Source organism: Candidatus Defluviibacterium haderslevense, from assembly GCA_016712225.1.
In the GTDB taxonomy this organism is placed as follows: Bacteria; Bacteroidota; Bacteroidia; order Chitinophagales; family Saprospiraceae; genus Vicinibacter; species Vicinibacter haderslevensis.
In genome coordinates this window covers 2,930,411-2,953,344 of sequence record JADJRL010000003.1, presented here as the reverse complement: position 1 = coordinate 2,953,344, position 22,934 = coordinate 2,930,411, and the positions used below count along the sequence as shown (strand labels likewise).

Sequence of the window (22,934 nt, the reverse complement as noted above, 5' to 3'; positions counted from 1 at the left end):
ACTTAACGAATGAGTGTAAACGTTCCTTTGTATTTGCGGACTTCGCCGTTAAGATAAATCGCCACCATTCTATAGATATAAGTATCTGAAGGAGCAGGATTACCATCTACCATCCCATCCCATTTAGCATTTTTATCAGTAGCAGCAAAAACTTTATGACCCCAACGATTAAAAATTTCAAATTCAATATTATTAATGTTCGCTGAATTCATCATGCTGTAAACAGGATTGTAATCCTTATTGATAACATCATCGCTTGATGGAACGAATATGTTTGGAAATTGGATACAATCTAATTCAGCTAAATTATAAGTAAGTGTACTTATTTCATCACAATATTTAGTGGTTACTGTCAATGCATCACTTGGAATTGTTACATTAACAAAGGCGCCATCTCTTGGACTATTGGTTTTTCCACCAGTCCAGTTAAACATCACATATGGATTACTCAAATCTTGACTACTGTATAAAATAGGCTGGACTCTAAGTACTTTTATATCACCAACACAACCCATCTCCATTGCTGCACCTTGTTTAAAATCAAAGTATGTGCATTCACGCCTTAAACTTATTGAATCTGATTTAAGAAAAATAGAAGAATTATTTCCTTGAACTGAAACGATAGATAATTTTGCATTGATAAAAGTATCTTGTTTTAAATCGGGAACCAAGTAGGTAAAGTTAAACGGAGCAGAAATGCACTTCATATCATTTATGCGCAAATCATTAGCTAATTTGCTGTTAAAATATAATATAGAATCAGCAAGAATAACTCCAGCAAATACAATATTTTCTTCAAGAACAGAATAATCACTTGAAATACTTTTTATATAATCTAAATGATGAGATCTGGAAAAGAATGCTGTATTTCTAATTGTTAGATCGCTATTGAAACGAATAATAGCTATATCGGAAGTATCTTTTCTTAGACTATTTGCTTTTTTAGAAAAACTCATTAAATAACCATAAGAACCTTGACCTTGTTCAATAAAAGATGTAATCCTAGGTTCAAGTTTTGCATCATAAGTATAGGCTTCAGGAGAATGATTTATAGTTTTTCCCTCTTTATCAATTCTTACTATAATTATTCCATCTCCTTTAGCATCGACAAAATGGCCACTGCAAATTACTTCATTATTAGTAGCATAATCCAAACCTCTGTTAAAATGTATAAACTGAGAATCTAACTTAGCTGCGTATTGTATATCTAATTGATCATTCAATCCATAGATTAAATTAGAATCTACGGATATAACTATTTCTCCATTCCTTTTAATAATAATATCTTTTACCAACTTATTTGAATCTAATAATACTGATTTTGTTTGTTGAAAATTTCCATCTAGCAGTATTACATGTCCAGATAACTTGTTTGAGTCTGTTCCAGAATTAAACGAAATTAATCTTTGATTACCACTAACACTTATGCAAGGATTCATAAAAATAGTATCATTAGGTATTGTTGTTATTTTAGGTAATCTAACATCTCCTTTGTACGGATGAAGTTCCAGACAAAAAATGCCTGAACCTAAACTATCTTTTGTTATTGCAGTAATTAATATGGTGTCACTCAAGGAAGGATTTGTTTTATCCATTGTGGTCCTCATATTGGATAAAACATAATTCTGAACTTTAAATTTTTTGGTATATAATTGGCGGCCGCAGTGATCGTATTTAATTACAATAATTGCTGAGTCCGCGGTAGTTCCAACATTCACCCAACCAGCATCGGAAGTATAATGCACATTAATTTCTCTTAGATTAACACTATCTTTTGCATCAAAATATTGCAATGGCTGAGCTTCCAACATAGTAGAAAGACAAACCAAGAAAAAACAACTAAGTAAAAAATTAAACTTATTTAACATATTCATAATTAAGAATTATAGTAAAATCAGGCAAAGTTAAGAAGATCCACTTAAAAGAAACGTTAAAATTAGAATATTAACACCTTCTATGTGAAGTTCATATTATATTTGTTGTCCATATATAAAATTGATATAAAATGAAATATACATATGCATATATATTAATATGTATTTTTGTATTGATTCAGTTTTCAATGACTGCTCAAATCAAAAATCATGTAGAACTCCTATCTGTAGTCAAACCTCCTGAAAATTCCAGTAGCATTTGGGGTTACACATCTCCTGCAGGTGAGGAATATGGCATCCTTGGAACCAGCCAGGGTGTGAGAATCTATGCTTTATCAGATCCGACACAACCCAAAGAACTGCTCTTTATAAAAAGCAACGAATGTCTTTGGCGAGAACTCAAATCCTATGAACATTATATTTATGTGGTATCTGAATGTAACGATTCCTTACTCATCATAGATATGTCACAAGTTGATAGTATTCGCTATAAATATGTTGGAACTCTTTATAATAAGAATAATGAACCTACCCTCATGCTAACCTCACATACGATCTATATTGATGACAAGGGATACATTTATTTATGTGGCGCAAGAGATATTGGCAATGGATTCGCAATCTTAGATCCACATCAGGATCCATGGCAACCTACCATACTTTTTGATTATAAGGACGCTTACATGCATGAGGTACATGCTTATAAAGATGTTTTTTATGGTGCAGAACTTTTTAATGGCGTTTTCAGTATTTGGGATATCAAAGATCCCACTTCACCTCTTCGTTTATCAGATCAACAAACCTATAAGCATTTTACACATTCTGTTTGGGTTGAAAAAGACAGACCAATACTCTATACTGCAGATGAAACCAACAAAGCCATCGTTGAAGCTTGGGATGTTTCTGATCCAAACGACATTAAACGTACTGACTATTTCCAAGTTGAAAATGATACAGATCCATTGACGATTCCACATAATGTATTTCACCTACAGGATCACCTTTATATTTCCTGGTACACAGAAGGGGTACGAATACTTGATACCAGATTTCCGGATAATTTAGTTGAGGTGGGTTATTACGATACCTATCCAGATAAGGAAAAAGGATTTCATGGATGTTGGAGTGTATATCCTTATTTTAAATCCGGACTTATCATTGCTTCTGATATCGAATTTGGGATGTATGTAATGCGTTTTGATGGAAATCGAGCTGGATATATTCAAGGCAAAATTCGTGATCAACAGACCGGATTACCGATTTATAATGCATCCATTAAACTGAGCAATGGAACCATAAAACATCAACGTTTTAGTCAACTCAGCGGAATTTACAAAACAGGTTTAAGTGAATCCGGATTAACCCAAATTCATATTGAAAAACCAGGATATCATTCCATTGATACGGTAGTTGATTTAAAATCATCTGAAGTACTGAATTTAGATTTTTACATGCGAGAATTAAATCGGCATACTGTTCAAGTTGTCCTTCAAAATCAAATCACTAATGATCCTATTCCGAATGCTAAAATTCGTTTATGGAATGACTACTTCAGCTTTGATGCAACGACAGATCTTAATGGAGTATGCACCATTAGTAATGTCTATGAAGGCCTTTGGAATGTATTGGGAGGAACATGGGGAATGTTACATACCGGAGATAGTACCATAAATATTGAAAATGACAAAACCATAAATTTAAAAACTGAAGCAGGATATGAGGACCAATTTGTTATTGATTTTGGCTGGTCTGTAAAATCGGAAGATTCATTGGTCACATGGAAAATTGGAGATTTCAAAGAATTAGATCCTCCACCTTCAAATTATCCTACAAAAGACATTGCTGAAGATTTTGGAAATAGTTGTTACTATACAGATAATTTTAATGATGGTAGTACACTAAATCGGATCAAGAAAAATATTTATTTAAATTCTCCTGTTATGAATTTACAACCCTACGATGAAATTCAATTGAGTTATCATGCCTGGGCTTATGGAGGGTGGAATGATGCCATCAAAGAAATTTATTTACAATTAAATCAAGAGCTCATACCCCTGGAACAAATTTCTGAAAGACTAGATGGAAAATTTAATACAAAAAGCATATTCAAATTAAATCTAAAAGGCAAAAGCAGAGATAGTGTCCAATTTGTATTCCATCTATATAATAATCCGGATTCAACAGATATGGCCATTGGCTTGAAAGGTGCTCTTGATGGATTTAAATTGGTGGGTACTATATTAAATGAAACGGAAAATACAACTAGTCATCCTTTAACATTCTATCCCAATCCTATAAACAATGAATTATCAATAGTCAATACTCATGATACGAATGAGACCATTTACCTTTATAATTCAATGGGAAAATTAATTAAAAAAATAAATGTTGGACCTCACCAAAACAAAATGTTATCAATGTCCAATATGAATTCCGGGTTCATTTACGCTAATTATTATTCTAAAGAACAAAAGCAAAATGTCACCGTTAAATTATTAAAAAAATAACTTATTCATTTTAATTGGAAACTATAGTACAAAATGATCCATTTATTAATGAAATAGAACTAATTACAGATAATAATTATTTAACAGCTTGTATGTTGTTTAAAAAATAGTTGTTCTTATAATTGATATCCTACTCATTCAATAAATTATTCAAAATTACCTTTGATTTATACTTGAATCAATCTGTGATTTAATATATATTTGCAAAAAATTAAAGCATGGAATTTAGAATTGAAAAAGATACTATGGGTCAAGTCAAAGTACCGGCTCATGTATATTGGGGAGCACAAACACAACGATCAGTAGAAAATTTTAAAATTGCTGAAGATATCAATAAAATGCCACGTGAGATCATTATTGCATTCGCGTATTTAAAAAAAGCAGCTGCACTTACCAATAAAGATGCTGGGGTATTATCGCATAAAACTTGCCAACTGATTTCTGATGTATGTGATGAAATTATTGCCGGTCAATGGATGGATCAATTTCCATTAGTGGTTTGGCAAACAGGTTCAGGAACTCAATCGAATATGAATGTCAATGAAGTTATAGCTTATCGAGCACATGTAAAAGAAGGCGGTTCATTAATGGATGAGAAAAAAATCATTCATCCAAACGATGATGTTAACAAATCACAATCATCCAATGATACATTTCCGACGGCAATGCATATAGCAGCCTACAAAATATTAATAGAAACAACAATACCTGGCATTAAAAAACTAAGAGATACCCTACTCCAAAAATCAATTGAATTTAACAAAATCGTTAAAATAGGTCGTACACATTTAATGGATGCGACACCACTAACATTGGGTCAAGAAATTTCAGGCTACGTATCACAATTAAATCATGGAATCAAAGCTATAGAACATACCCTAGCCCATTTATCTGAACTTGCTTTAGGTGGAACAGCAGTTGGAACTGGGATCAACACGCCTCCGGGTTATTCCGAAAACGTTGCTCAATATATAGCATCTCTTACAGGCTTACCTTTTATAACGGCTGAAAATAAATTTGAATCACTAGCAGCACATGATGCAATAGTTGAGGCACACGGCGCATTAAAAACGGTAGCTTGCAGCCTCATGAAGATCGCCAATGATGTGCGTTTATTAGCATCAGGTCCAAGGTGTGGTATTGGCGAAATCTCTATACCGGATAATGAACCCGGATCTTCTATTATGCCGGGAAAAGTTAATCCTACACAATGCGAAGCCCTAACTATGGTTGCAGCTCAGGTACTTGGAAATGATGTAGCCATAAATGTCGGAGGATGCATGGGGCATTTTGAATTAAATGTATTCAAACCTGTGATGATATATAATTTTTTACATAGTGCAAGATTGATAGGTGATGCATGTATTTCATTCAATGATCGTTGTGCAGAAGGTATTGCACCCATCGCAGAAAACATTAAAAACAATCTGGACCACTCACTCATGCTGGTAACTTCTTTGAATACAAAGATCGGATATTACAAAGCCGCTGAAATAGCTCAGACCGCCCACAAGCAAGGAAAGACCTTAAAACAAACAGCCGTAGAATTAGGATATGTTACGGCAGAAGAATTTGATCTTTGGGTTAGACCTGAAGATATGGTTGGAAAGATCTAATTACTAGTGACATTTAAAATAATCAAAGGGCTCCAAACAATCTTCACACTTATATAATGCTTTACAAGCTGTAGAGCCAAATTGCGAAATCAACTTAGTGTGTGTTGAATTGCATAATGGGCAATGAACATTTTCCTGACTTGATTTTAACCAACTGGAACAAGAAGAATGCAAAGGTGCAGCTATTCCAAATTTTCGCAATTTTTCTTTAGTAGTATCAGACATCCAATCCGTAGTCCACGCCGGTGAATAGATTGTCGTTACTTTGATATTTGGAATGCCGTTCTTTTTGAGTAAGGCAATAATATCTTGTTCAATAATGTCCATAGCTGGACAACCAGAATAAGTTGGAGTGATGATCACTTCACAAGTATCTTCATAAAGTTTAACATCCCTGAGGATGCCCATTTCATGAATGGACACCACGGGAATTTCAGGATCACAAATGTCATCCAATAATTTAAAAATTTCGTCCTTCGTATGTATTAATTGCTTTACCATTTTGCTCCTGGATGTGCTCTTTGTAAAAATTGCATCTCACATAATATATGCCCAAGATGTTCTGTATGAATGCCATGAATACCACCTTTTACTATATTGTCAACATCAGGTATTTCTATTTTGCATGCATTAAATATTTGGTCCATATCAGATTTCCATGCAGCATAACAAGTATTTAAATCCACACTGATTCCAGATGATATTAATGCCCTATCTATCTCATTCATTTCAAACATATCGTCAACAAAACGCCATAATTCAATCATTGCATTTATTATCCTTTGCTTACTTTCTTCAGTTCCAAGACTGAGTCGAACAACCCAATCGCAACTGTGTCTATAATGATATCGCACCTCTTTAATACCTTTTGCAGCTAAGTCTGCGATTCTGTGATCTGTACTATTTAGCAAAGATGTATAAAGATGTTTTTCAAAACAACTAAAAAGCAACAGCTTTACCATGGTATTTGCATAATCACCATTGGGTTGTTCAACTAACAAGCAATTTAAATAAGCTCTTTCGCTTCTTAAAAATGCTAGATCATCTGCACATTGATTTACACCTGATAGTTCAACAGCATAATCATAAAACAGTTCTGCTTGTCCAAGTAAATCCAATGAAATATTGGTTAAGGCTAAATCTTCTTCTAGAATAGGACCTCTACTACACCATTCAGCCATTCGTTGGGCCATTATCATATTATGATCTGCCAATCTCAAAACGAATTGATACAATACTTTATTTGGTTCCATATTTAAATATTTTTGGCGCCTTCCGGAACTGTGTAAAATGTTGGGTGTCTATAAATTTTATTATCTGCCGGATCAAAGAATTCACCCTCATCATTGACTGTAGTTGAAGCAATACTATTGGCGGGAACTACCCAAATGGTTCGACCTTCACCTCTGCGGGTATATACATCACGTGCATTTTGAAGGGCCATTTTAGCATCAGAAGCATGTACACTTCCTTCGTGTTTAAAAGGACCTCCGGATTTTTGTATAAAAACTTCCCATAATGGGAGTTGATCACTATTATTTTCCATATTAATTCATTTTAATTTGTTCATTTAATTTAGCTCCATATTGAATAACAGCATCTCGAACCCATTTTCCTTCATTGTGAAATTGAATATGATGTGCCATTCTTTTGTGATTACATAAACCATTTCCTTTGACTACATTCCAAAATTCATCCCAATTGATAGGTCCTATATCCCAATGTTTAGTTTCTTCATTGAATTTTAAATCTTTATCCGGAACGGTTAATTCAATGACATGTGCTTGGTCAACCGTCTTATCAATAAATCGTTGACGCAAATCATCATTACTTGCGCGCTTTATCTTCCATCGCATAGACTCCTGTGTATGCCATGAATCTTTATCATGTGGACCAAACATCATTAATGATGGCCACCACCAACGATTCATCGCATCCTGGGCCATTTCGCGCTGTGCATCGGTTCCATTCATCATTTTAGCCATAATTTCATAACCTTGACGCTGATGAAAACTTTCCTCCTTACAAATTCTGACCATGGCTCTTGCATAAGGACCATATGAAGTTCTTTGTAAAGAAACTTGATTTACAATGGCTGCACCATCAACAAGCCATCCAATAGCTCCTATATCTGCCCAATTTAAAGTAGGATAATTAAAAATATGAGAATACTTAGCTTTACCATCATGCAATTGCTGAATCATTTCTGATCGGTCCTCACCTAAAGTTTCCGCAGCTGAATATAGATATAAGCCATGTCCACCTTCATCTTGAATTTTTGCAAGCAAAATCTTCTTTGCTCTAAGAGTTGGAGCTCTCAACACCCAATTACCTTCTGGTTGCATGCCAATGACTTCTGAATGGGCATGTTGGGTCATTTGTCTTAGAACCGTTTTTCGATATTGATCAGGCATCCAATCATTAGGTTCAATTTTTCCATCTTTCTCGATGGTTGCATTGAATTGTTCTAGTTTTTCTTCCTCTGTCATAATATACATGTTATATTCTAATAAATAAATCTAAATATTTTTTTGTTGATTGTAAATGAGCAATGCTCCAAAAATAAAAACCAAATTTTTTATAATATACTGACCAACCAAGGTTAATCCATATGGAGGATTTGTGAAAAATAATTCAGGTAAGACAAATGCAGGTGTAAGGGTACACAACATGTGAAATAACATAATGCTAATAGCTATTTTCAATTGCCAATTCACCAATAGAAGAATACCAATTGCAACTTCTAGTGCAGCTAATAATTTAACAGCTAGAACGCCTGTAAACAATTGAAATGTAATAATGGAAATGGTCTTTTCAGATAGTTCTTCAGCAGGACTGAGATGCGGAAAAAATTTCAACATTCCAAACCATACATATATAACTCCAATACTGATTCGTAAACCGTTTAAATAAAAATTAGAAAGATTCATGCATTGTAGTTTTAAAAATTAAACGATTCATTTATTTACTATTCCTATTGAAGGTTCTTTACCTAATTCAATCAATTTACTAATATGTGACCATAGTGCACTTCCAAAAGTAGATTTCAAATTATAAGGTATTCCGTATTCCTCAGCAGTTCGTTGAACGATTGGAGCTAATTTTGGGTAATGAACATGACAAATCGTAGTAAACAAATGGTGTTCAATTTGAAAATTAAGTCCTCCAACAAACCATCCAATAAACTTATTATTTCTAGCAAAATCAGAGGTAGTTCTAAGCTGATGAACGGACCATTCTTCGTTCATATTATCGGCTGGTAAAGGCTGTTCCGCACCTTCCACTACATGAGCCATTTGAAAAACAAAACTTAGAATAATACTTGCCACCCAATGCATAATGAAAAAACCAACTAATATTTGCAAAAAACTAAAGTTAGTAAAATATAGAGGTAGTCCTAAAATCAAACTTAAATAAACCACCTTTCTTAATAACATTTTAATAAACTCATTTCTTAAAGCATTACCCTTACCGACCAATCCCAATTTGTTATAATTAAACAAACGAAAAAAATCATTCAGTAACATGTTTATAGTCATAAGACCATAAAAGAAAAAAGCATATATAAATTGAAATCTGTGATATTTTTTTAATGGTTTATTTTCAGATAGACGAATAGGCCCTTTATCATCAATGTCTTCATCAAAACCAGAAATATTAGTATAGGTATGATGTAATACATTATGTTGAATTTTCCAATTAAGCACATTGCTACCTAATAAATATAAACTTCCGGACACTAAATTATTCACCCAAGGTTTATCAGAATACGCACCATGACATGCATCATGCATTACACCCATACCAACACCAGAAATACCTATACCCATAATCACAACCAACAAAAAAAGCAAACCCAAGAGACATCGGAATGCTTAACAGAATAATAAATGGAACCAGGTACAAGGCTAACATAATAATGGTCTTAATGACCATGGTAGAATTTGCTTTAGTTGAAATATTATTATTAACAAAATAATCATTTACATTTTTTTTAAGTGCAGCGGTAAAAAGTTTTTCTTGTTCGTCCTTACTTGTAAATCTAATCGTTTTCATTTAAACATTTTATATCTTAAAAATTGTATTTATTATAAAAAAAATATTAAGGTGAAAGTCTGTTTAATATCCACTTTCCATCTTCTGAAGTAAACAGTAACCGATCATTCAAACGATTCTCACGTCCCTGCCAAAATTCAATAGATGATGGTACTAATATATATCCACCCCAATGATCTGGCATTGGGATATGCGCAACTGTTTCGAATTTTTTTTGATAATAAAAAAAAGATGCATCTAATTGATCGCGGTCAGCTATTACCTCACTTTGATTCGAAGCCCATGATGCTAATTGAGAATCTCTTGGTCTGGTATCAAAATAGGCTGCAGATTCTTCTTTTGAAAGTTTGTTTACCTTACCAACAACCATTACTTGTCTTTCGAGATCTTTCCAAAAAAACAATAATGAAGCGTACTTATTTTGGTTCAAAGATTTAGCCTTATTACTATTGTAATTTGTGAAAAAAGTAAATCCATTTTGATGTGCGTCTTTTAGCAACACGATTCTACTAGATGGAATATTTTCAGCATCTACAGTGGATAATACCATAGTATTTGCCATCTTATCTCCCGCATCGTAAGCTTCCTGCAACCACAATCCAAATTGGTTAATGGGATCAGCAAGAACGGTACTTTCTAACAAAAAGTTCATTTGATATTCCTGCCGATCTGACTTTAATCTATAATTTAACTCGGGATTCACGGGATGGCCATTTAATCATTGAATAGTTTATAAAGATCATCAAAGTTAATCATTTAGCAAATTAGTTTATCAAATAATATTATAAAGTTCCTCTACGGGCTTGTTCTGCTTCAATAGATTCAAACAAAGCCTGAAAGTTGCCTTTACCAAAAGATTTTGCACCTTTTCTTTGGATGATTTCAAAAAATAAGGTTGGGCGATCTTCTACAGGTTTTGTAAATATTTGGAGCAAATAACCATCTTCATCACGATCCACCATAATACCCCATTTTTTCAATTCATTTAAATCTTCTTCAATAATACCTACACGATTTTGGACCGTATCATAATAAGTACCTGGTACATATAAAAATTCAACACCACGTTTGCGCATTTCTGAAATGGTAAAAATAATATTATCTGTTGCTACAGCAATGTGTTGACAACCAGGACCACGATAGAAATCCAAATATTCTTCGATTTGGGATTTCTTTTTACCATGTGCAGGTTCATTGATTGGAAATTTGATTCTTCCATTACCATTAGACATCACTTTACTCATGAGTGCTGTATATTCTGTTGAAATATCTTTGTCATCGAAAGTAATTAAATTAGCAAATCCCATGATGTCACCATAAAATTTAGCCCATATATTCATGCCCCCTAATTCAACATTTCCAACCATATGATCAATATATTTCAATCCGGTTGGTGTAGGTTTATATTCCGTTTCCCATTTTTCATAACCAGGCATGAATATCCCTTTATAATTTTTTCTTTCTATAAAAAGATGCACTGTTTCACCGTAGGTATGAATACCTGATTTTACCAATTCACCAAAATCATCACGCATGACGACAGGATCCATATATGGTTTTGCACCTCGTGAAGTTGTTTCTTCGAATGCTTTACGAGCATCGTCAACCCACAGGGCTATAACTTTCACTCCATCACCGTGCTTGCGAATGTGATGTGAAATGTCACTTTCAGGATCAAAAGGTGTAGTTAAAACCAATCGAATTTTATCTTGAACCAATACATAAGATACACGATCTCTTAAGCCTGTTTCTAATCCGGCATAAGCTAATTCCTGAAAACCAAAAGCAGTCTTATAAAAATGTGCCGCTTGTTTAGCATTGCCAACATAAAGTTCTACGTAATCGGTACCATTAATGGGTAAAAAATCCTGTGCTTTATCAAAAACTTTTTCACCACTATAATCATAATTTTTTACTGCAGTTAAATCTGTTGTATTCATTTTAAATCAATTTATTATTGAGAAAAACATTTATTTTTTATTTTATTTTTAAATTTATTTTTATCAGGTTTGTTTTTGTCATCATTTTTGCAAAATCAGGCAAAAATGTCGCCAAAAACCAATTCCATTTAATTTATGCGACGGATTTCATCCGTCTACAAATAGGTTACCCTTACAGGGTAATTTCCTCTTTTGCAAGATTTTTTTATAAATCATAATGCCATGATTTGTAATAATCTTTTATTTCAATGTTTAATGCTTCTTTAGTGATTTGAACTGGTTTAAACGGATCTATCATTACAGCAAGTTCGTTGGTTTCTTTTTTACCAATACTTCTTTCAATAGCTCCCGGATGTGGACCGTGTGTCAAACCAGCAGGATGAAGTGTTATTTGTCCTTTTTGAATATTATTTCGACTCATAAAATCTCCATCTACATAATACAATAATTCATCACTGTCTATATTACTATGATGATAAGGTGCCGGAATAGCATGTGGATGATAATCATACAGGCGAGGCACAAATGAACATATTACAAAATTTGTTCCTTGAAATTGTTGATGGATAGGAGGCGGCATGTGGATCCTGCCTGTAATCGGTTCAAAATTAAATATGGATATCGCATAAGGATAAGAACATCCATCATATCCGACAACATCAAAAGGATGTGTTTCATAAATATATGGATAAATCAATCCGCGTTTCTTGATATTAATTAAAAACTCACCTTTTTCATCATGGGTTTCTAAATTTGTTGGAAGTTTTAAGTCTCGCTCACAAAAAGGTGAATGTTCAAGAAATTGACCATATTGGTTTCTATATTTGGCAGGTGTTTCTATTGGACTAAACGACTCAACAAATAACAATTTATTATCTTCTGATGTAAATTCCAATTGATAGACTGTACCTCTTGGAATGATAACATAATCACCATATTCAAAATTAATCTGACCATACATGGTTTTTAGTACACCTGAACCACGATGAACAAAAATCATTTCATCTGCATCTACATTTTTAAAAAAATAATTATCAAAACTCTTTTTTGGTGAAGCAACGCCAATGTGCATGTCATCATTTACAAACAGCACTTTTCGACTTTTAATGTAATCATTTTCCGGCGTTGCGTCAAACCCCAAATAACTCCTATTCTGCAAATTATCTTCAATAGCTACCTCAGGACGTATACTGTATGGCTTTCCTTTTTCTTTAACCATAGTGGGTGGATACAAATGATAGACCAAAGATGAAATACCACCAAAACCTTCAGTTCCAAATAATTCTTCATGATATAAAGAACCATTGTCTTGTCTAAAAACGATGTGACGCTTATGAGGAATCTTTCCTACTTGTCTATATACGGGCATAAGATTATTTTAAAAATTATAGTAATGTGGTTGGACATACATATTTTGTTTTAGGGACCTGCGTTTTTGAAATTTCCGCAAATCCGCCGATCACGTCAGTAAATTGATGCCATCCTTTTTGTTTGAGAATTGAAGCGGCTATCATACTGCGGTAACCACCGGCACAATATAAAATGAATGGTTTGTCTTTAGGAAATGAGGCTAAATGGGCAGTTAATTCATTAAGAGGAATATTGAGCGCATCTACCACATGTTCAGCGTTAAATTCACTTTTCCTTCTAACATCTATGATTAATGGATTGGTGGCATATTGATCTATAAAAGTTGCAGCACTCATTCGTTGTATTTTTTCTACAGGTTTAGCTGCATTTTTCCATAGATCAAATCCGCCTTGTAAATATCCAATAGTCCCATCATATCCCACTCTTGCTAATCGGGTAATGGCTTCTTCCTCCTTCCCCGGATAGCATATTAAAACTATTTTTTGTTGAATGTCGCTGATTAATTCCCCTACCCACATGGCAAAACTCCCGTCCAGGGCTATATTTAGGCTATTGGGAATAAAACCAAGGGCAAAATCGCTTGCTGTTCGAGTATCCAAGATAAGTATAGTCGGATCATTTATTAGAGATTCAAATTCACTTAAATTAATACCCTTTAGACCTTTGTTCATGACCTGATCAAAACTTTCATATCCCTTAATATTCATTAAAACATTTTTTGGGAAATAGGCCGGTGGCGGTGCCAAACCATCTAAAACCACCTTAATAAATGCTTCTTTAGTGAGTTTTGGATCCAAGGCATAATTGACTAATTTCTGGTGGCCGAGGGTATCCGTAGTTTCTTTGCTCATATTTTTACCACAAGCGCTACCAGCTCCGTGATTTGGGTAAACGATGAGATCATCTGCCAGTGGCATAATTTTGTTGCGTAATGAATCATATAATTTACCTGCAAGAATTTCTTCTGTTAATTCTGCAATGACGTGTTGCGCCAAATCCGGACGTCCTACATCACCAATAAACAAGGTATCTCCGGAAATAATACCATGATCTTTTCCGTGTTCATCAGTAATCAGGTAAGTTGTACTTTCCAAAGTATGACCAGGGGTATGTATGGCTTTTACGGTACAAGCTCCAACACGGAATACTTGACCATCAGATGCTATGATAGCAGAAAAATTTGGTTTTGCCGTTGGCCCATAAACGATTTGAGCACCTGTTTTTGCGGCTAAGTCAATGTGTCCACTAACAAAATCTGCATGAAAATGCGTTTCAAAAACATATTTGATATGTGAATGATCTTTGGCTGCCCGGTCTATATAGGGTTGGACCTCTCTTAGTGGATCAAATAAGGCTGCCTCTCCATTGCTTTCAAGGTAGTATGCTGCGTGGGACAGACATCCTGTATAGATTTGTTCGATTTTCATATCATCTCAATGAGATCACAAAGATAATAAATAAATTATATTAAAAGACCTTTATATCTTTATATAATTTTTATACTTAGCTGTTTTTTATATAACACGCTTAATTTCAACAATTTAATAATAATATGAAAAAATAAAAAAAATAGCAGACTATCCCATTCCCCAACAAGCTATCTAAAAACAAGTCAATCGATTAAAAAAAGACGGACTATAATGGGTGCTTAATCGAAAACCAATAATATGGACTCCCTTCATCAACAAAACTTTCAATAAAATTTAGCCCTGCTTTTTTCAAAACATTTGCAGAGGCAATGTTCAGGGCATCAGTGGTCGCAAAAATTTCTTCTACTCTCAAAGTATCAAACCCATGATGTATTGAGGCTATGGCCCCTTCAGTAGCGTATCCCCTGCCCCAAAATTTACGGACCAATCGATAACCTAAATCATAATAATTAATGTGGTGATTGAATTCTTCTTTTACCAATTTTAAGCCAGTCCAACCTATAAATTGGTTCGTCTGCTTTTCAACCATTGCCCAACGCCCTATTCCGTTATCTACATACTGTTGGCGAACGAATGCTATGACCTCTCTAATGCGTTCCATATCCTTAACTGGTTGATTCCCTAGAAAACGATGCACTTCAGGATCTGAATCTAACTCAAACATTCCGAGTTCGTCTTGAGGCAACAATTCTCTTAAAATCAATCGATCTGTTTCTACAAATATTCTCATTTTGAGGGCGTTTTGAAATCAAATATATGCAAAATAAATTAATTGTAAAGCTACAGAGCTATTGAGGATTTACACATTTAAAACGATTCTTGAATGTCAATTAATTCTTAAAACAAAGCAATGCACTTTTGGACCAATAAATCGTCTTATATAAAACAATTCACTCACAGCAAAAATACAAATTAAAATCTATGGCTAATATTTTCCTTCACAGTAGTCCATTTGAATAAATAGCCTCATTTATTATATAAAACGCTACTCAAAAATAAAATAAAATCCTATAAATGCTAGAAGTATTGCAATTGAAGTTCCACCATAAAGAAAACATGAATTAATAAAATGATCATCAATTAGCATCGAAAAAACACAGCTAACAAAACCTAATACCCCACCAATACCTAGATAAATAAAACCAACTCTGGTCCTTAACATTTTAATATTTTGTTGATATTTACTAAATGCATTAGCTTTTTGAATTTCTGACAATTGAAAATCGTTCAGTAAATTCAATACCTGATCATTTGAATATCCAGATCGAATCCATAATGATATTTTATGATTAATTTCTTTCTCGAGATCCATTTGCAAATTATATTGTGTAATGAAGTAATCTGTCAAAAATAATGAAATTAAATATAAAAACAATACTAATAAAAAATTTATTTTTAAATGCTAATAAAAGATTTTTATTAGGGTAATTAATTAATCTGAATCATTGGAAAAATAAGTATCTAAAGGTACCGTGATTGCTCATTGCAATTAACTTATTCAACCTATAAAATGTGAAACATTATGGCAATGTAAACTGTTTAAACCATTCCCAATTATGCAAAGCGCCATTTAAAGGATGATTAATTCCATTGGGATATTCGTGATGTAGATTTTTTATTTCTACGATTCTAAAAGTATTAGCTGCCATACCACTGACACCATAATAATTAGCATAAACCACAGAATTGGTATCACCTAAAACCTGATAACTTTTATCATTCAACTCAAAACACCGAACATAAGGATCGATCTGAACTTTATATAAAAAGGGATATTTAGAATACACGGAATCAAATCCCATAGGTATAGAAGCATTTGAAGGAAGACCTAAATGACTCAATATTTTTCCATCCTGATTGCCAAATATTAACATTACAGGTAGCTTTCTACTTGGGATGATTGTAGTGTCTCTGGGCATAGCACCCCATCCTCCAGTAGAGGTAGAAGCGGCAAGTTCGTTGGATATTTCGAGTGCCGTTCTGGCAGCAAATTCACCTCCATTTGAAAATCCCACGGTGTAAATTCTATGTGCATCAACATTATAATTGTTTTTAAGTTGCTTGATGATTTCGCGCACAAAATGAATATCATCTGATGGTATTACGCCATTACAATAAGTGTATCCGGCCCCGATAACATTCCATTTGGTAGACGGTTTGGTTATGCCATCCTCTGTTACACAATTTGAAAGCGCAGAAGGAAAAACGGTCAGAATATTATGAGCGTCGCCTACTTCCTTCCATCCAGAAATATAATAAAATTGTTCACCCGTTTGATCAGTTCCATGAAACATAAATACGACGGGAGTTTCACGATCATGGGAATAACCAGCAGGCACATGGACAAAATAAATTCTCTCCTTTCCATCTACTTGGATTTTAAATTGATTTTTTCCAATTGAATAAGATGGTTTATCAGATTTATCTTTCGAGCAAGACCATAATAAAGATATTAAAAGCAGATTAAATAAATAAGATAGTTTCATAATTCTAACGCTTGTTAAAAATTCAAGAAAAAAATAACCCTGCAAAGTTGAGCTGACATTTTCATGAATGGATCACCCATATGGGTGATTTTTCAAGGACTAGAAATTTACTTCTTTAATATAATGGCTAATATCAAGATATCGATCGTCTGTTAATCTAAATTAAAACTAGATTTATAAAAATATAGATAAGAAATCGTTAAAAAGATTTAAACATATTTTAATTGTTGAAAATTGATCCATATCAAACAAGCAAAGAGCATTAGAGGCAACCAAAACAATTTTAATAGAAAAAAAGAACTTTGTGTTTGTTCTTGAAGTAGATTATTTCGATTTACTTTTTCAATTGAAATGTAAGATCCACCAATAATACAATTACCAAAAAAATCAGAGACCTCAGTACTCAATGGCTCCTTATAATAAATCCAAAAGTTATTCTTCTCCCATATGTAGTATTCCACTTTTTCATCTTTTATAATGTCTAAGATTCTGATGAATGCCCAAAATCTAACATGTTCAATCAAAGTAATATGAATTCCATTAATTGTATCCTTGGACATCCACAAATTTTTAATTAATGAGCGAGCAATTTCTAAGCTATTGAAATCTTCTTTGTCATTTCCATTCAAAATTACTTTCTTATAGTTTCTAAATTTATTTATATCATATGGAAAAATCTATCCAACTCATCGGCAGAAATTTTACCCATATCTATTCCCTTAATGGATTCAAAAACATTACTCGAAAATAAATAAATAAATAATACAAAATAATGGCAATAAAGTCAAACTAATTATCCCAAATGAAAATTTCAAATACCTTCTTTTTTTCATTACATATAGATCATAAACCTATTTTGAAATTATATAACTTCTGACTTATAAAAACTTTCAAATAAACTAGCTTACAATGCCTTTCCTCCTTCCAAAGTTTTAATCAAGCCTTCCATATTCTTCTTATCTTCTGGTGTAGGCGCTTGGGTGAGTGCTACTTTACCATGCTCCAAGGCTTTTTTCAAATTACCAAGAGCAGAATAGCCGCGCATCATGCCTACATTGGTTGGCCAAGCCCCGGCATGTTTTTTGAAATTCTTTTCGAATACGATCATGGCTTCCTGATATTTTTTTTGATTCAACAAACTTCTTCCGTACTGATGTAAATCAATAGCACCGCCTAACTCAATAGCTTCCGCCATCATTTTATCAGCTTCTGCTTGCTTCCCCGTTTTACCTAATAAACCAGCATGTGTAGAAAGTGCCTTGAATGTTCTAACACCACCCAAATTTGGATTGGTTGCAGAGTTAATCCAATTCAATGCTTCATCGAAATTGATATTATGATTTAAACACCAATTAGCACCCGCTTCAAGACTTGGAGGATCAAAACCCATTCCGCTGCTGAGTTGGGTTCTAATGGAAGCCAGAGTAGTTTTTGTCAATTCAACTTCTACCTTCATGGGAATGCGCCAATGTTCCCATAACAAAGCGATTTCAACTGAGTTTTCTGTTTGATTTTCAAAGACATATTCCAGTCGCTCTTTACTGTCTTTTACATCTTTATTTTGTCGAGTGGATACTCTTAGAACATCCAAATCTTTATTATAAAAATAACTTCCCCATGCTTGGGAATTTCTATTGAAAATCAAAACACAAGAATCTGGATAAACGGCAATAAAAAATCCATATTTGCCGGCAGCTAAGTTCTTGCCATTTATACTTACATCAGTGGTAAATGAAATGGTTGTGTTCTCATCTGCACCTGCACGCCATGGAGACTCCACATTCGAACCGTAGCCAAGTACTGAAAAACCATAATATACCAGATCACCCCAGACTTTGCCTTCACGGCCTTTGACACCCGGGGAATTCCAGGTCATGTCAATCTGAGTTAAACCAATGGTTCTGCCGATACTGCATTTGTAATTTGTGCCTCCATCTGGCAGTTTTAACATTTGGGCATTCACAATGAAAAAACTAAGAATACTTAGTATTAGAGTTAAAAATGAAATCAGAAGTTGTCTACTTTGGTACATTTGCAAACATTTAAATGAACGATAAATTGATCCGAGAATTAAAATTACATACATTATTACTATCAACATAAAATTAATGCAACTTTAACTAAAAATGATTAATCATAAGAGTCCGCAATCATCAAGTAATCCTCACTATGCAACAATCAAATTTTTTTAAAAAAACATTTCAAATTTTACAAAAAGACATTATTACTTTATATAAAATAAATCGTAAATTAATTCACCACTGACTATTTAATCATTTCAATTTTCTTTATCAGGTAATCTTTATTTTTCTTTAGGCGAACAAAATATATACCAGAATACAATGTTCTAGTGTCAAAATATGCAATGGTACTTCCTTGATAAATCATTTCAGATTTTAAAATTTTTCCATACCTATCCATTAATTCAATTCTTAAATTATCAGTTGAAATTCCATTTAGTTGGACCGCTAAAAACTCATTGGACGGATTAGGAAAAACCTGTAAATCAATTTCCTCTTTGCTTTGATTGGAAAAGCCTGTAGGTGAAGGAATATAAGTTGTAACCGCCTCTGTTATTGAAGTAACTTTCGCAGGAGTGCGCACACCATAGAAAGTAGGTCCAATCAAATAAGGATAAGCTGAATTCCAACCTTCATCAACGGTCGCAAAATAACAATATATCCCTTTTGGATATTCAGGTGTTACACATACTCTCCCATTATGTTCATCCAGAAAATCAGGGGTAGTAGCTGAAGTTGGAATGTATTCATAATCTTCTCTAAAATACCCCAGTGGATAGGTGGCACTTACATCAGGACCCGGTGTAACCGAGCCGCCAGTTGAAGAGGTATTTCTTTGACTTATTTTCCGGAGTTTAAAACTTGATTTCATCCGTACAACACCACCAGTTCCATCCAGATTCTTATAAGCATAGGCTCCATACACAGGGAACCCATCATACGCAAATCCAATCAACGGCGAATGCTTAGTACTATCGATGACATACAATCCATCTGAATCATATAAATTACAAACTGTACTAATCACATTTAAATCTAATTTAAAAGCACTGGGATTCTGATGGTGATGATAATTTCCCATAGCAGGATGAGCTTTCGAACAATCGAAACCCAGTCTTTCTCCCACTACAGCATCTCTATTCCACATACCATCTCCCATTCCTCCGAGGGGACCACCTTTAAGTGATTTGGTTGAGTTTTGCCAAGAAACACCATCTCTATAATCAAACATGGCTACACCATTTATAAAGATTCCAATGTTTCCTCCTGTTGTATTGATTGGTGTACCAGCATTTTTAATTGGGCTTAAGGTAAACTTAAATATTGCATTTTGCGCTGTTGCAATAGATGGATTGCCATCTAAAAATGGGCCTGTAATATAAGCCGGAATTCCATTTGTGGCGATGTAAACCGAGGTTGCTGAATATTTAACAGACTGTACATTGGCTAACACATTATCATTAATCGGTGTCGAATTACCTTTGACATAATGACGCCCCATAATGTTAGTGGAATTCTGGATCCATGCAGTTATTGCAGGATTAGTTTGTCCCATAGTATTAAAATAATGAAGAAGTACAAAACTTAATATAAAAATATGTCTCATTTCAATCCAATTAAATTATGATTTAAAAAATTATTTTAAGAACAAAGATATTATTCCTTAAGGAGTTTTATAGTTTGATTTCTAATATTTACATTCTTCAAGACGTACAATCCTTTTGGGAGATTTGAAAAATCTTGATGTATAATATCATTTCCAATAAAAACACTCTGACCCATTCCATTGATCAAATGAAATAAATCCCTTTCATATTCTGGAAATACATGTATTTGCGAAATAAAAGGATTTGGATAAGCAAACTTATTTAATGTATGAATAACTTGTATTCCTACTACTTGTTTACATAGATTACCTGTTCCTAATAAATTGGTCATTTCATTACACAAATAATAATAGTTCGCTACATCTTCATTATTCCATGATCCTTTAAGTAAATCTACATGTTCTTCTGGATCATTCTTCAAATGATAAAATTCTTGTCTTCCATCATCAAAGCGAAATAATTTGTAGTCAAAATTTCGTATGGCTTTTCCATCTCGGGAATCCGGCATAAGTCTAAATATTTCACAGAAAGACCATGGACGAATTTCAGTATTTGTATTTTTTAAAATTGGTAAGATACTTTTACTATCCACCGGCTTGTTTGGTTGAATTAGTAATGACCAATTACTCATGCCAAATAATTCAAGAACTGTAGCAAAAATATCAACTGTATTAACTAATGCATTACTTGTCCTGTTTGGATCTACAACGGATGGCCCAGCAATTATAAATGGCACATGAACTCCATATTGATAGATTGTTCCCTTGGCTCTGTCGCTATCGACAATCTGAACCGTTCTGATTTCATTCCCATTATCACCAATAAAAATAAAGTCAGTACTATCTAATCTATTCATTACTCTAAGTGAATCAATCAACCTTCCCAGTTCAGTATCCATAGCTTGCATTGCCGCTTTGAAATACGATTTTGGATTCTGCATGATATCCTGATTGGTTCCACTTAAATTAGAATATTTATGCAAATTCGCTGGTGGCAAATGATATGGTGCATGGGGTGCATTAAAAGCCAACCAAAGAAAAAAAGGATTGGCTTTTTGTAGTTTGATCCAACTGACTGCATTGTCAACATTCTCAGAAGTCGCATAATTAGTAATTGTACTTGCGATACCATTTGTATGTTTAGTCCAATTGGTATAACTCGTCAACTGGCCGATAAATCCACCTTCGTAATGGTTATAACCAAGAACATTGGGAAATTTTAGATTAGCGATAGGCATGGCTTGATGTAAGTGCCACTTTCCTATATTGGCCTTCGCAATATTTGGATTAAATATGTCCAATAACCTTGCAATTGTTATCTCTGAAGTATCCAAGGGGTTCGATCCACCTTCACCGCCGACTATTCCACCAACTTTTGTTCGAAAACTATAACGACCCGTGAGTATTCCTGCACGTGTTGATGAACAGACAGGATTTGACATAGCATTTGAAAAACGAATCCCTTTTTTTAATAAGCCACGAATATTTGGGACATCAACAGTATCTTTACCATCTTCATAAAATCCAAAATAATCTGTACCAATATCGTCAGCGATAATAAGGATTACATTGCGTTGAGATTGGACATTAAAACTAAAAACATAAATAATAAAAAAGTAAAATATTCTAGTCATAAAATATAATTTAACCATAATTAACATAAGAAGAATTAATAATTATCCCATTTATTCTGTTTGTTAATATTTAAAAAATGATATCTGGTTCTGATCATAAGATTATACTTTATTTCCAATTCTATAATAGTAAAGTCCTCTAAAAATTTGACCTTTCCCTATTTTAATCTTACCTAATTGGAAACATACTAAATTTTATTACAATCTGAAACTGATGATTACAGAATTCGAACATTTATATTTTGTAAAGATATGTAAAATTGAATCCATTTGAAGTTGAAAATTACAAATACCAGTTGCGTCTACTAATAAAACAATCAACCATTCCATTTATTGAATTTGCAATTGTATCTAGAATAATACACAAAATCTGAAAAACAACAAAAACTTCTT

The 22,934-nt window shown here is 33.5% G+C and carries 19 protein-coding genes and 1 pseudogene; 2 read left to right on the top strand and 18 right to left on the bottom strand.

The window, feature by feature from the left end; genetic code table 11:
* Positions 1–2: 2 nt before the first annotated feature.
* Entirely contained in the window at positions 3–1,874 is a 1,872-nt protein-coding gene (locus tag IPK88_11510; GenBank protein ID MBK8244042.1) for a gliding motility-associated C-terminal domain-containing protein, read from the bottom strand.
* 131 nt (positions 1,875–2,005) lie between these two features.
* On the opposite strand from IPK88_11510, the gene IPK88_11505 reads away from it, so the two are divergent.
* Together IPK88_11505 and fumC are read left to right on the top strand one after the other, a co-directional pair.
* The gene (locus tag IPK88_11505; GenBank protein MBK8244041.1) at positions 2,006–4,381 is read left to right on the top strand and encodes a choice-of-anchor B family protein; all 2,376 of its coding nucleotides are present in this window, start codon (positions 2,006–2,008) and stop codon (positions 4,379–4,381) included.
* 218 nt (positions 4,382–4,599) lie between these two features.
* Positions 4,600–5,997: a class II fumarate hydratase gene (fumC, locus tag IPK88_11500; GenBank protein ID MBK8244040.1), complete on the top strand. Its 1,398-nt coding sequence runs from the start codon at positions 4,600–4,602 to the stop codon at positions 5,995–5,997.
* Between the two features lie 3 nt (positions 5,998–6,000).
* On the opposite strand, the gene paaJ is transcribed toward fumC, so the two are convergent.
* From paaJ to IPK88_11415, 17 genes and pseudogenes are all read right to left on the bottom strand, one after another.
* Positions 6,001–6,498, bottom strand: a complete 498-nt coding sequence (gene paaJ / locus IPK88_11495) for a phenylacetate-CoA oxygenase subunit PaaJ (protein MBK8244039.1) — start codon at positions 6,496–6,498, stop codon at positions 6,001–6,003.
* Positions 6,492–7,250, bottom strand: coding sequence for a phenylacetate-CoA oxygenase subunit PaaC (gene paaC / locus IPK88_11490; protein MBK8244038.1), 759 nt, complete (start codon positions 7,248–7,250; stop codon positions 6,492–6,494). Before paaC ends, paaJ begins: the two co-directional genes overlap by 7 nt.
* 2 nt (positions 7,251–7,252) lie before the next feature.
* Positions 7,253–7,543 carry a 1,2-phenylacetyl-CoA epoxidase subunit B gene (gene paaB / locus IPK88_11485; GenBank protein ID MBK8244037.1) on the bottom strand — a complete coding sequence of 97 codons (291 nt, stop codon included), beginning with the start codon at positions 7,541–7,543 and terminating at the stop codon, positions 7,253–7,255.
* 1 nt (position 7,544) lies between these two features.
* Entirely contained in the window at positions 7,545–8,486 is a 942-nt protein-coding gene (gene paaA / locus IPK88_11480) for a 1,2-phenylacetyl-CoA epoxidase subunit A (GenBank protein ID MBK8244036.1), read from the bottom strand.
* Between the two features lie 30 nt (positions 8,487–8,516).
* The gene (locus IPK88_11475) at positions 8,517–8,927 is read right to left on the bottom strand and encodes a doxx family protein (GenBank protein ID MBK8244035.1); all 411 of its coding nucleotides are present in this window, start codon (positions 8,925–8,927) and stop codon (positions 8,517–8,519) included.
* Positions 8,928–8,954: 27 nt separating this feature from the next.
* Positions 8,955–10,053, bottom strand: a pseudogene (locus IPK88_11470) (acyl-CoA desaturase).
* Positions 10,054–10,099: 46 nt separating this feature from the next.
* The gene (gene pdxH / locus IPK88_11465) at positions 10,100–10,705 is read right to left on the bottom strand and encodes a pyridoxamine 5'-phosphate oxidase (protein MBK8244034.1); all 606 of its coding nucleotides are present in this window, start codon (positions 10,703–10,705) and stop codon (positions 10,100–10,102) included.
* A gap of 130 nt (positions 10,706–10,835) precedes the next feature.
* Entirely contained in the window at positions 10,836–11,993 is a 1,158-nt protein-coding gene (hppD, locus tag IPK88_11460; protein MBK8244033.1) for a 4-hydroxyphenylpyruvate dioxygenase, read from the bottom strand.
* 205 nt (positions 11,994–12,198) lie between these two features.
* Positions 12,199–13,362 (bottom strand): homogentisate 1,2-dioxygenase, encoded by a 1,164-nt coding sequence (locus tag IPK88_11455; GenBank protein MBK8244032.1) that lies wholly within the window; start codon positions 13,360–13,362, stop codon positions 12,199–12,201.
* Between the two features lie 16 nt (positions 13,363–13,378).
* Positions 13,379–14,791: an MBL fold metallo-hydrolase gene (locus IPK88_11450; GenBank protein MBK8244031.1), complete on the bottom strand. Its 1,413-nt coding sequence runs from the start codon at positions 14,789–14,791 to the stop codon at positions 13,379–13,381.
* 208 nt (positions 14,792–14,999) lie between these two features.
* Entirely contained in the window at positions 15,000–15,524 is a 525-nt protein-coding gene (locus IPK88_11445) for a GNAT family N-acetyltransferase (protein ID MBK8244030.1), read from the bottom strand.
* 255 nt (positions 15,525–15,779) lie between these two features.
* Positions 15,780–16,142 carry a hypothetical protein gene (locus IPK88_11440; GenBank protein ID MBK8244029.1) on the bottom strand — a complete coding sequence of 121 codons (363 nt, stop codon included), beginning with the start codon at positions 16,140–16,142 and terminating at the stop codon, positions 15,780–15,782.
* A gap of 172 nt (positions 16,143–16,314) precedes the next feature.
* Complete coding sequence (locus IPK88_11435; protein ID MBK8244028.1) at positions 16,315–17,280, bottom strand: dienelactone hydrolase family protein; 966 nt, start codon at positions 17,278–17,280, stop codon at positions 16,315–16,317.
* Positions 17,281–17,489: 209 nt separating this feature from the next.
* Positions 17,490–17,840 (bottom strand): hypothetical protein, encoded by a 351-nt coding sequence (locus IPK88_11430; protein MBK8244027.1) that lies wholly within the window; start codon positions 17,838–17,840, stop codon positions 17,490–17,492.
* A gap of 344 nt (positions 17,841–18,184) precedes the next feature.
* Entirely contained in the window at positions 18,185–19,312 is a 1,128-nt protein-coding gene (locus IPK88_11425; GenBank protein ID MBK8244026.1) for a DUF2911 domain-containing protein, read from the bottom strand.
* A 233-nt stretch (positions 19,313–19,545) separates the two neighbouring features.
* Positions 19,546–20,907 (bottom strand): YHYH protein, encoded by a 1,362-nt coding sequence (locus IPK88_11420; GenBank protein ID MBK8244025.1) that lies wholly within the window; start codon positions 20,905–20,907, stop codon positions 19,546–19,548.
* Between the two features lie 50 nt (positions 20,908–20,957).
* Entirely contained in the window at positions 20,958–22,541 is a 1,584-nt protein-coding gene (locus IPK88_11415; protein MBK8244024.1) for a sulfatase-like hydrolase/transferase, read from the bottom strand.
* Positions 22,542–22,934 lie beyond the last annotated feature (393 nt).

What these genes read in the sequence shown, in the direction of transcription:
- IPK88_11510 (MBK8244042.1), bottom strand. Translation starts at nt 1,874, where the DNA reads ATGAATATGTTAAATAAGTTTAATTTTTTACTTAGTTGTTTTTTCTTG.
- IPK88_11505 (MBK8244041.1), top strand. Translation starts at nt 2,006, where the DNA reads ATGAAATATACATATGCATATATATTAATATGTATTTTTGTATTGATT.
- fumC (MBK8244040.1), top strand. Translation starts at nt 4,600, where the DNA reads ATGGAATTTAGAATTGAAAAAGATACTATGGGTCAAGTCAAAGTACCG.
- paaJ (MBK8244039.1), bottom strand. Translation starts at nt 6,498, where the DNA reads ATGGTAAAGCAATTAATACATACGAAGGACGAAATTTTTAAATTATTG.
- paaC (MBK8244038.1), bottom strand. Translation starts at nt 7,250, where the DNA reads ATGGAACCAAATAAAGTATTGTATCAATTCGTTTTGAGATTGGCAGAT.
- paaB (MBK8244037.1), bottom strand. Translation starts at nt 7,543, where the DNA reads ATGGAAAATAATAGTGATCAACTCCCATTATGGGAAGTTTTTATACAA.
- paaA (MBK8244036.1), bottom strand. Translation starts at nt 8,486, where the DNA reads ATGACAGAGGAAGAAAAACTAGAACAATTCAATGCAACCATCGAGAAA.
- IPK88_11475 (MBK8244035.1), bottom strand. Translation starts at nt 8,927, where the DNA reads ATGAATCTTTCTAATTTTTATTTAAACGGTTTACGAATCAGTATTGGA.
- pdxH (MBK8244034.1), bottom strand. Translation starts at nt 10,705, where the DNA reads ATGAACTTTTTGTTAGAAAGTACCGTTCTTGCTGATCCCATTAACCAA.
- hppD (MBK8244033.1), bottom strand. Translation starts at nt 11,993, where the DNA reads ATGAATACAACAGATTTAACTGCAGTAAAAAATTATGATTATAGTGGT.
- IPK88_11455 (MBK8244032.1), bottom strand. Translation starts at nt 13,362, where the DNA reads ATGCCCGTATATAGACAAGTAGGAAAGATTCCTCATAAGCGTCACATC.
- IPK88_11450 (MBK8244031.1), bottom strand. Translation starts at nt 14,791, where the DNA reads ATGAAAATCGAACAAATCTATACAGGATGTCTGTCCCACGCAGCATAC.
- IPK88_11445 (MBK8244030.1), bottom strand. Translation starts at nt 15,524, where the DNA reads ATGAGAATATTTGTAGAAACAGATCGATTGATTTTAAGAGAATTGTTG.
- IPK88_11435 (MBK8244028.1), bottom strand. Translation starts at nt 17,280, where the DNA reads ATGAAACTATCTTATTTATTTAATCTGCTTTTAATATCTTTATTATGG.
- IPK88_11430 (MBK8244027.1), bottom strand. Translation starts at nt 17,840, where the DNA reads ATGTCCAAGGATACAATTAATGGAATTCATATTACTTTGATTGAACAT.
- IPK88_11425 (MBK8244026.1), bottom strand. Translation starts at nt 19,312, where the DNA reads ATGTACCAAAGTAGACAACTTCTGATTTCATTTTTAACTCTAATACTA.
- IPK88_11420 (MBK8244025.1), bottom strand. Translation starts at nt 20,907, where the DNA reads ATGAGACATATTTTTATATTAAGTTTTGTACTTCTTCATTATTTTAAT.
- IPK88_11415 (MBK8244024.1), bottom strand. Translation starts at nt 22,541, where the DNA reads ATGACTAGAATATTTTACTTTTTTATTATTTATGTTTTTAGTTTTAAT.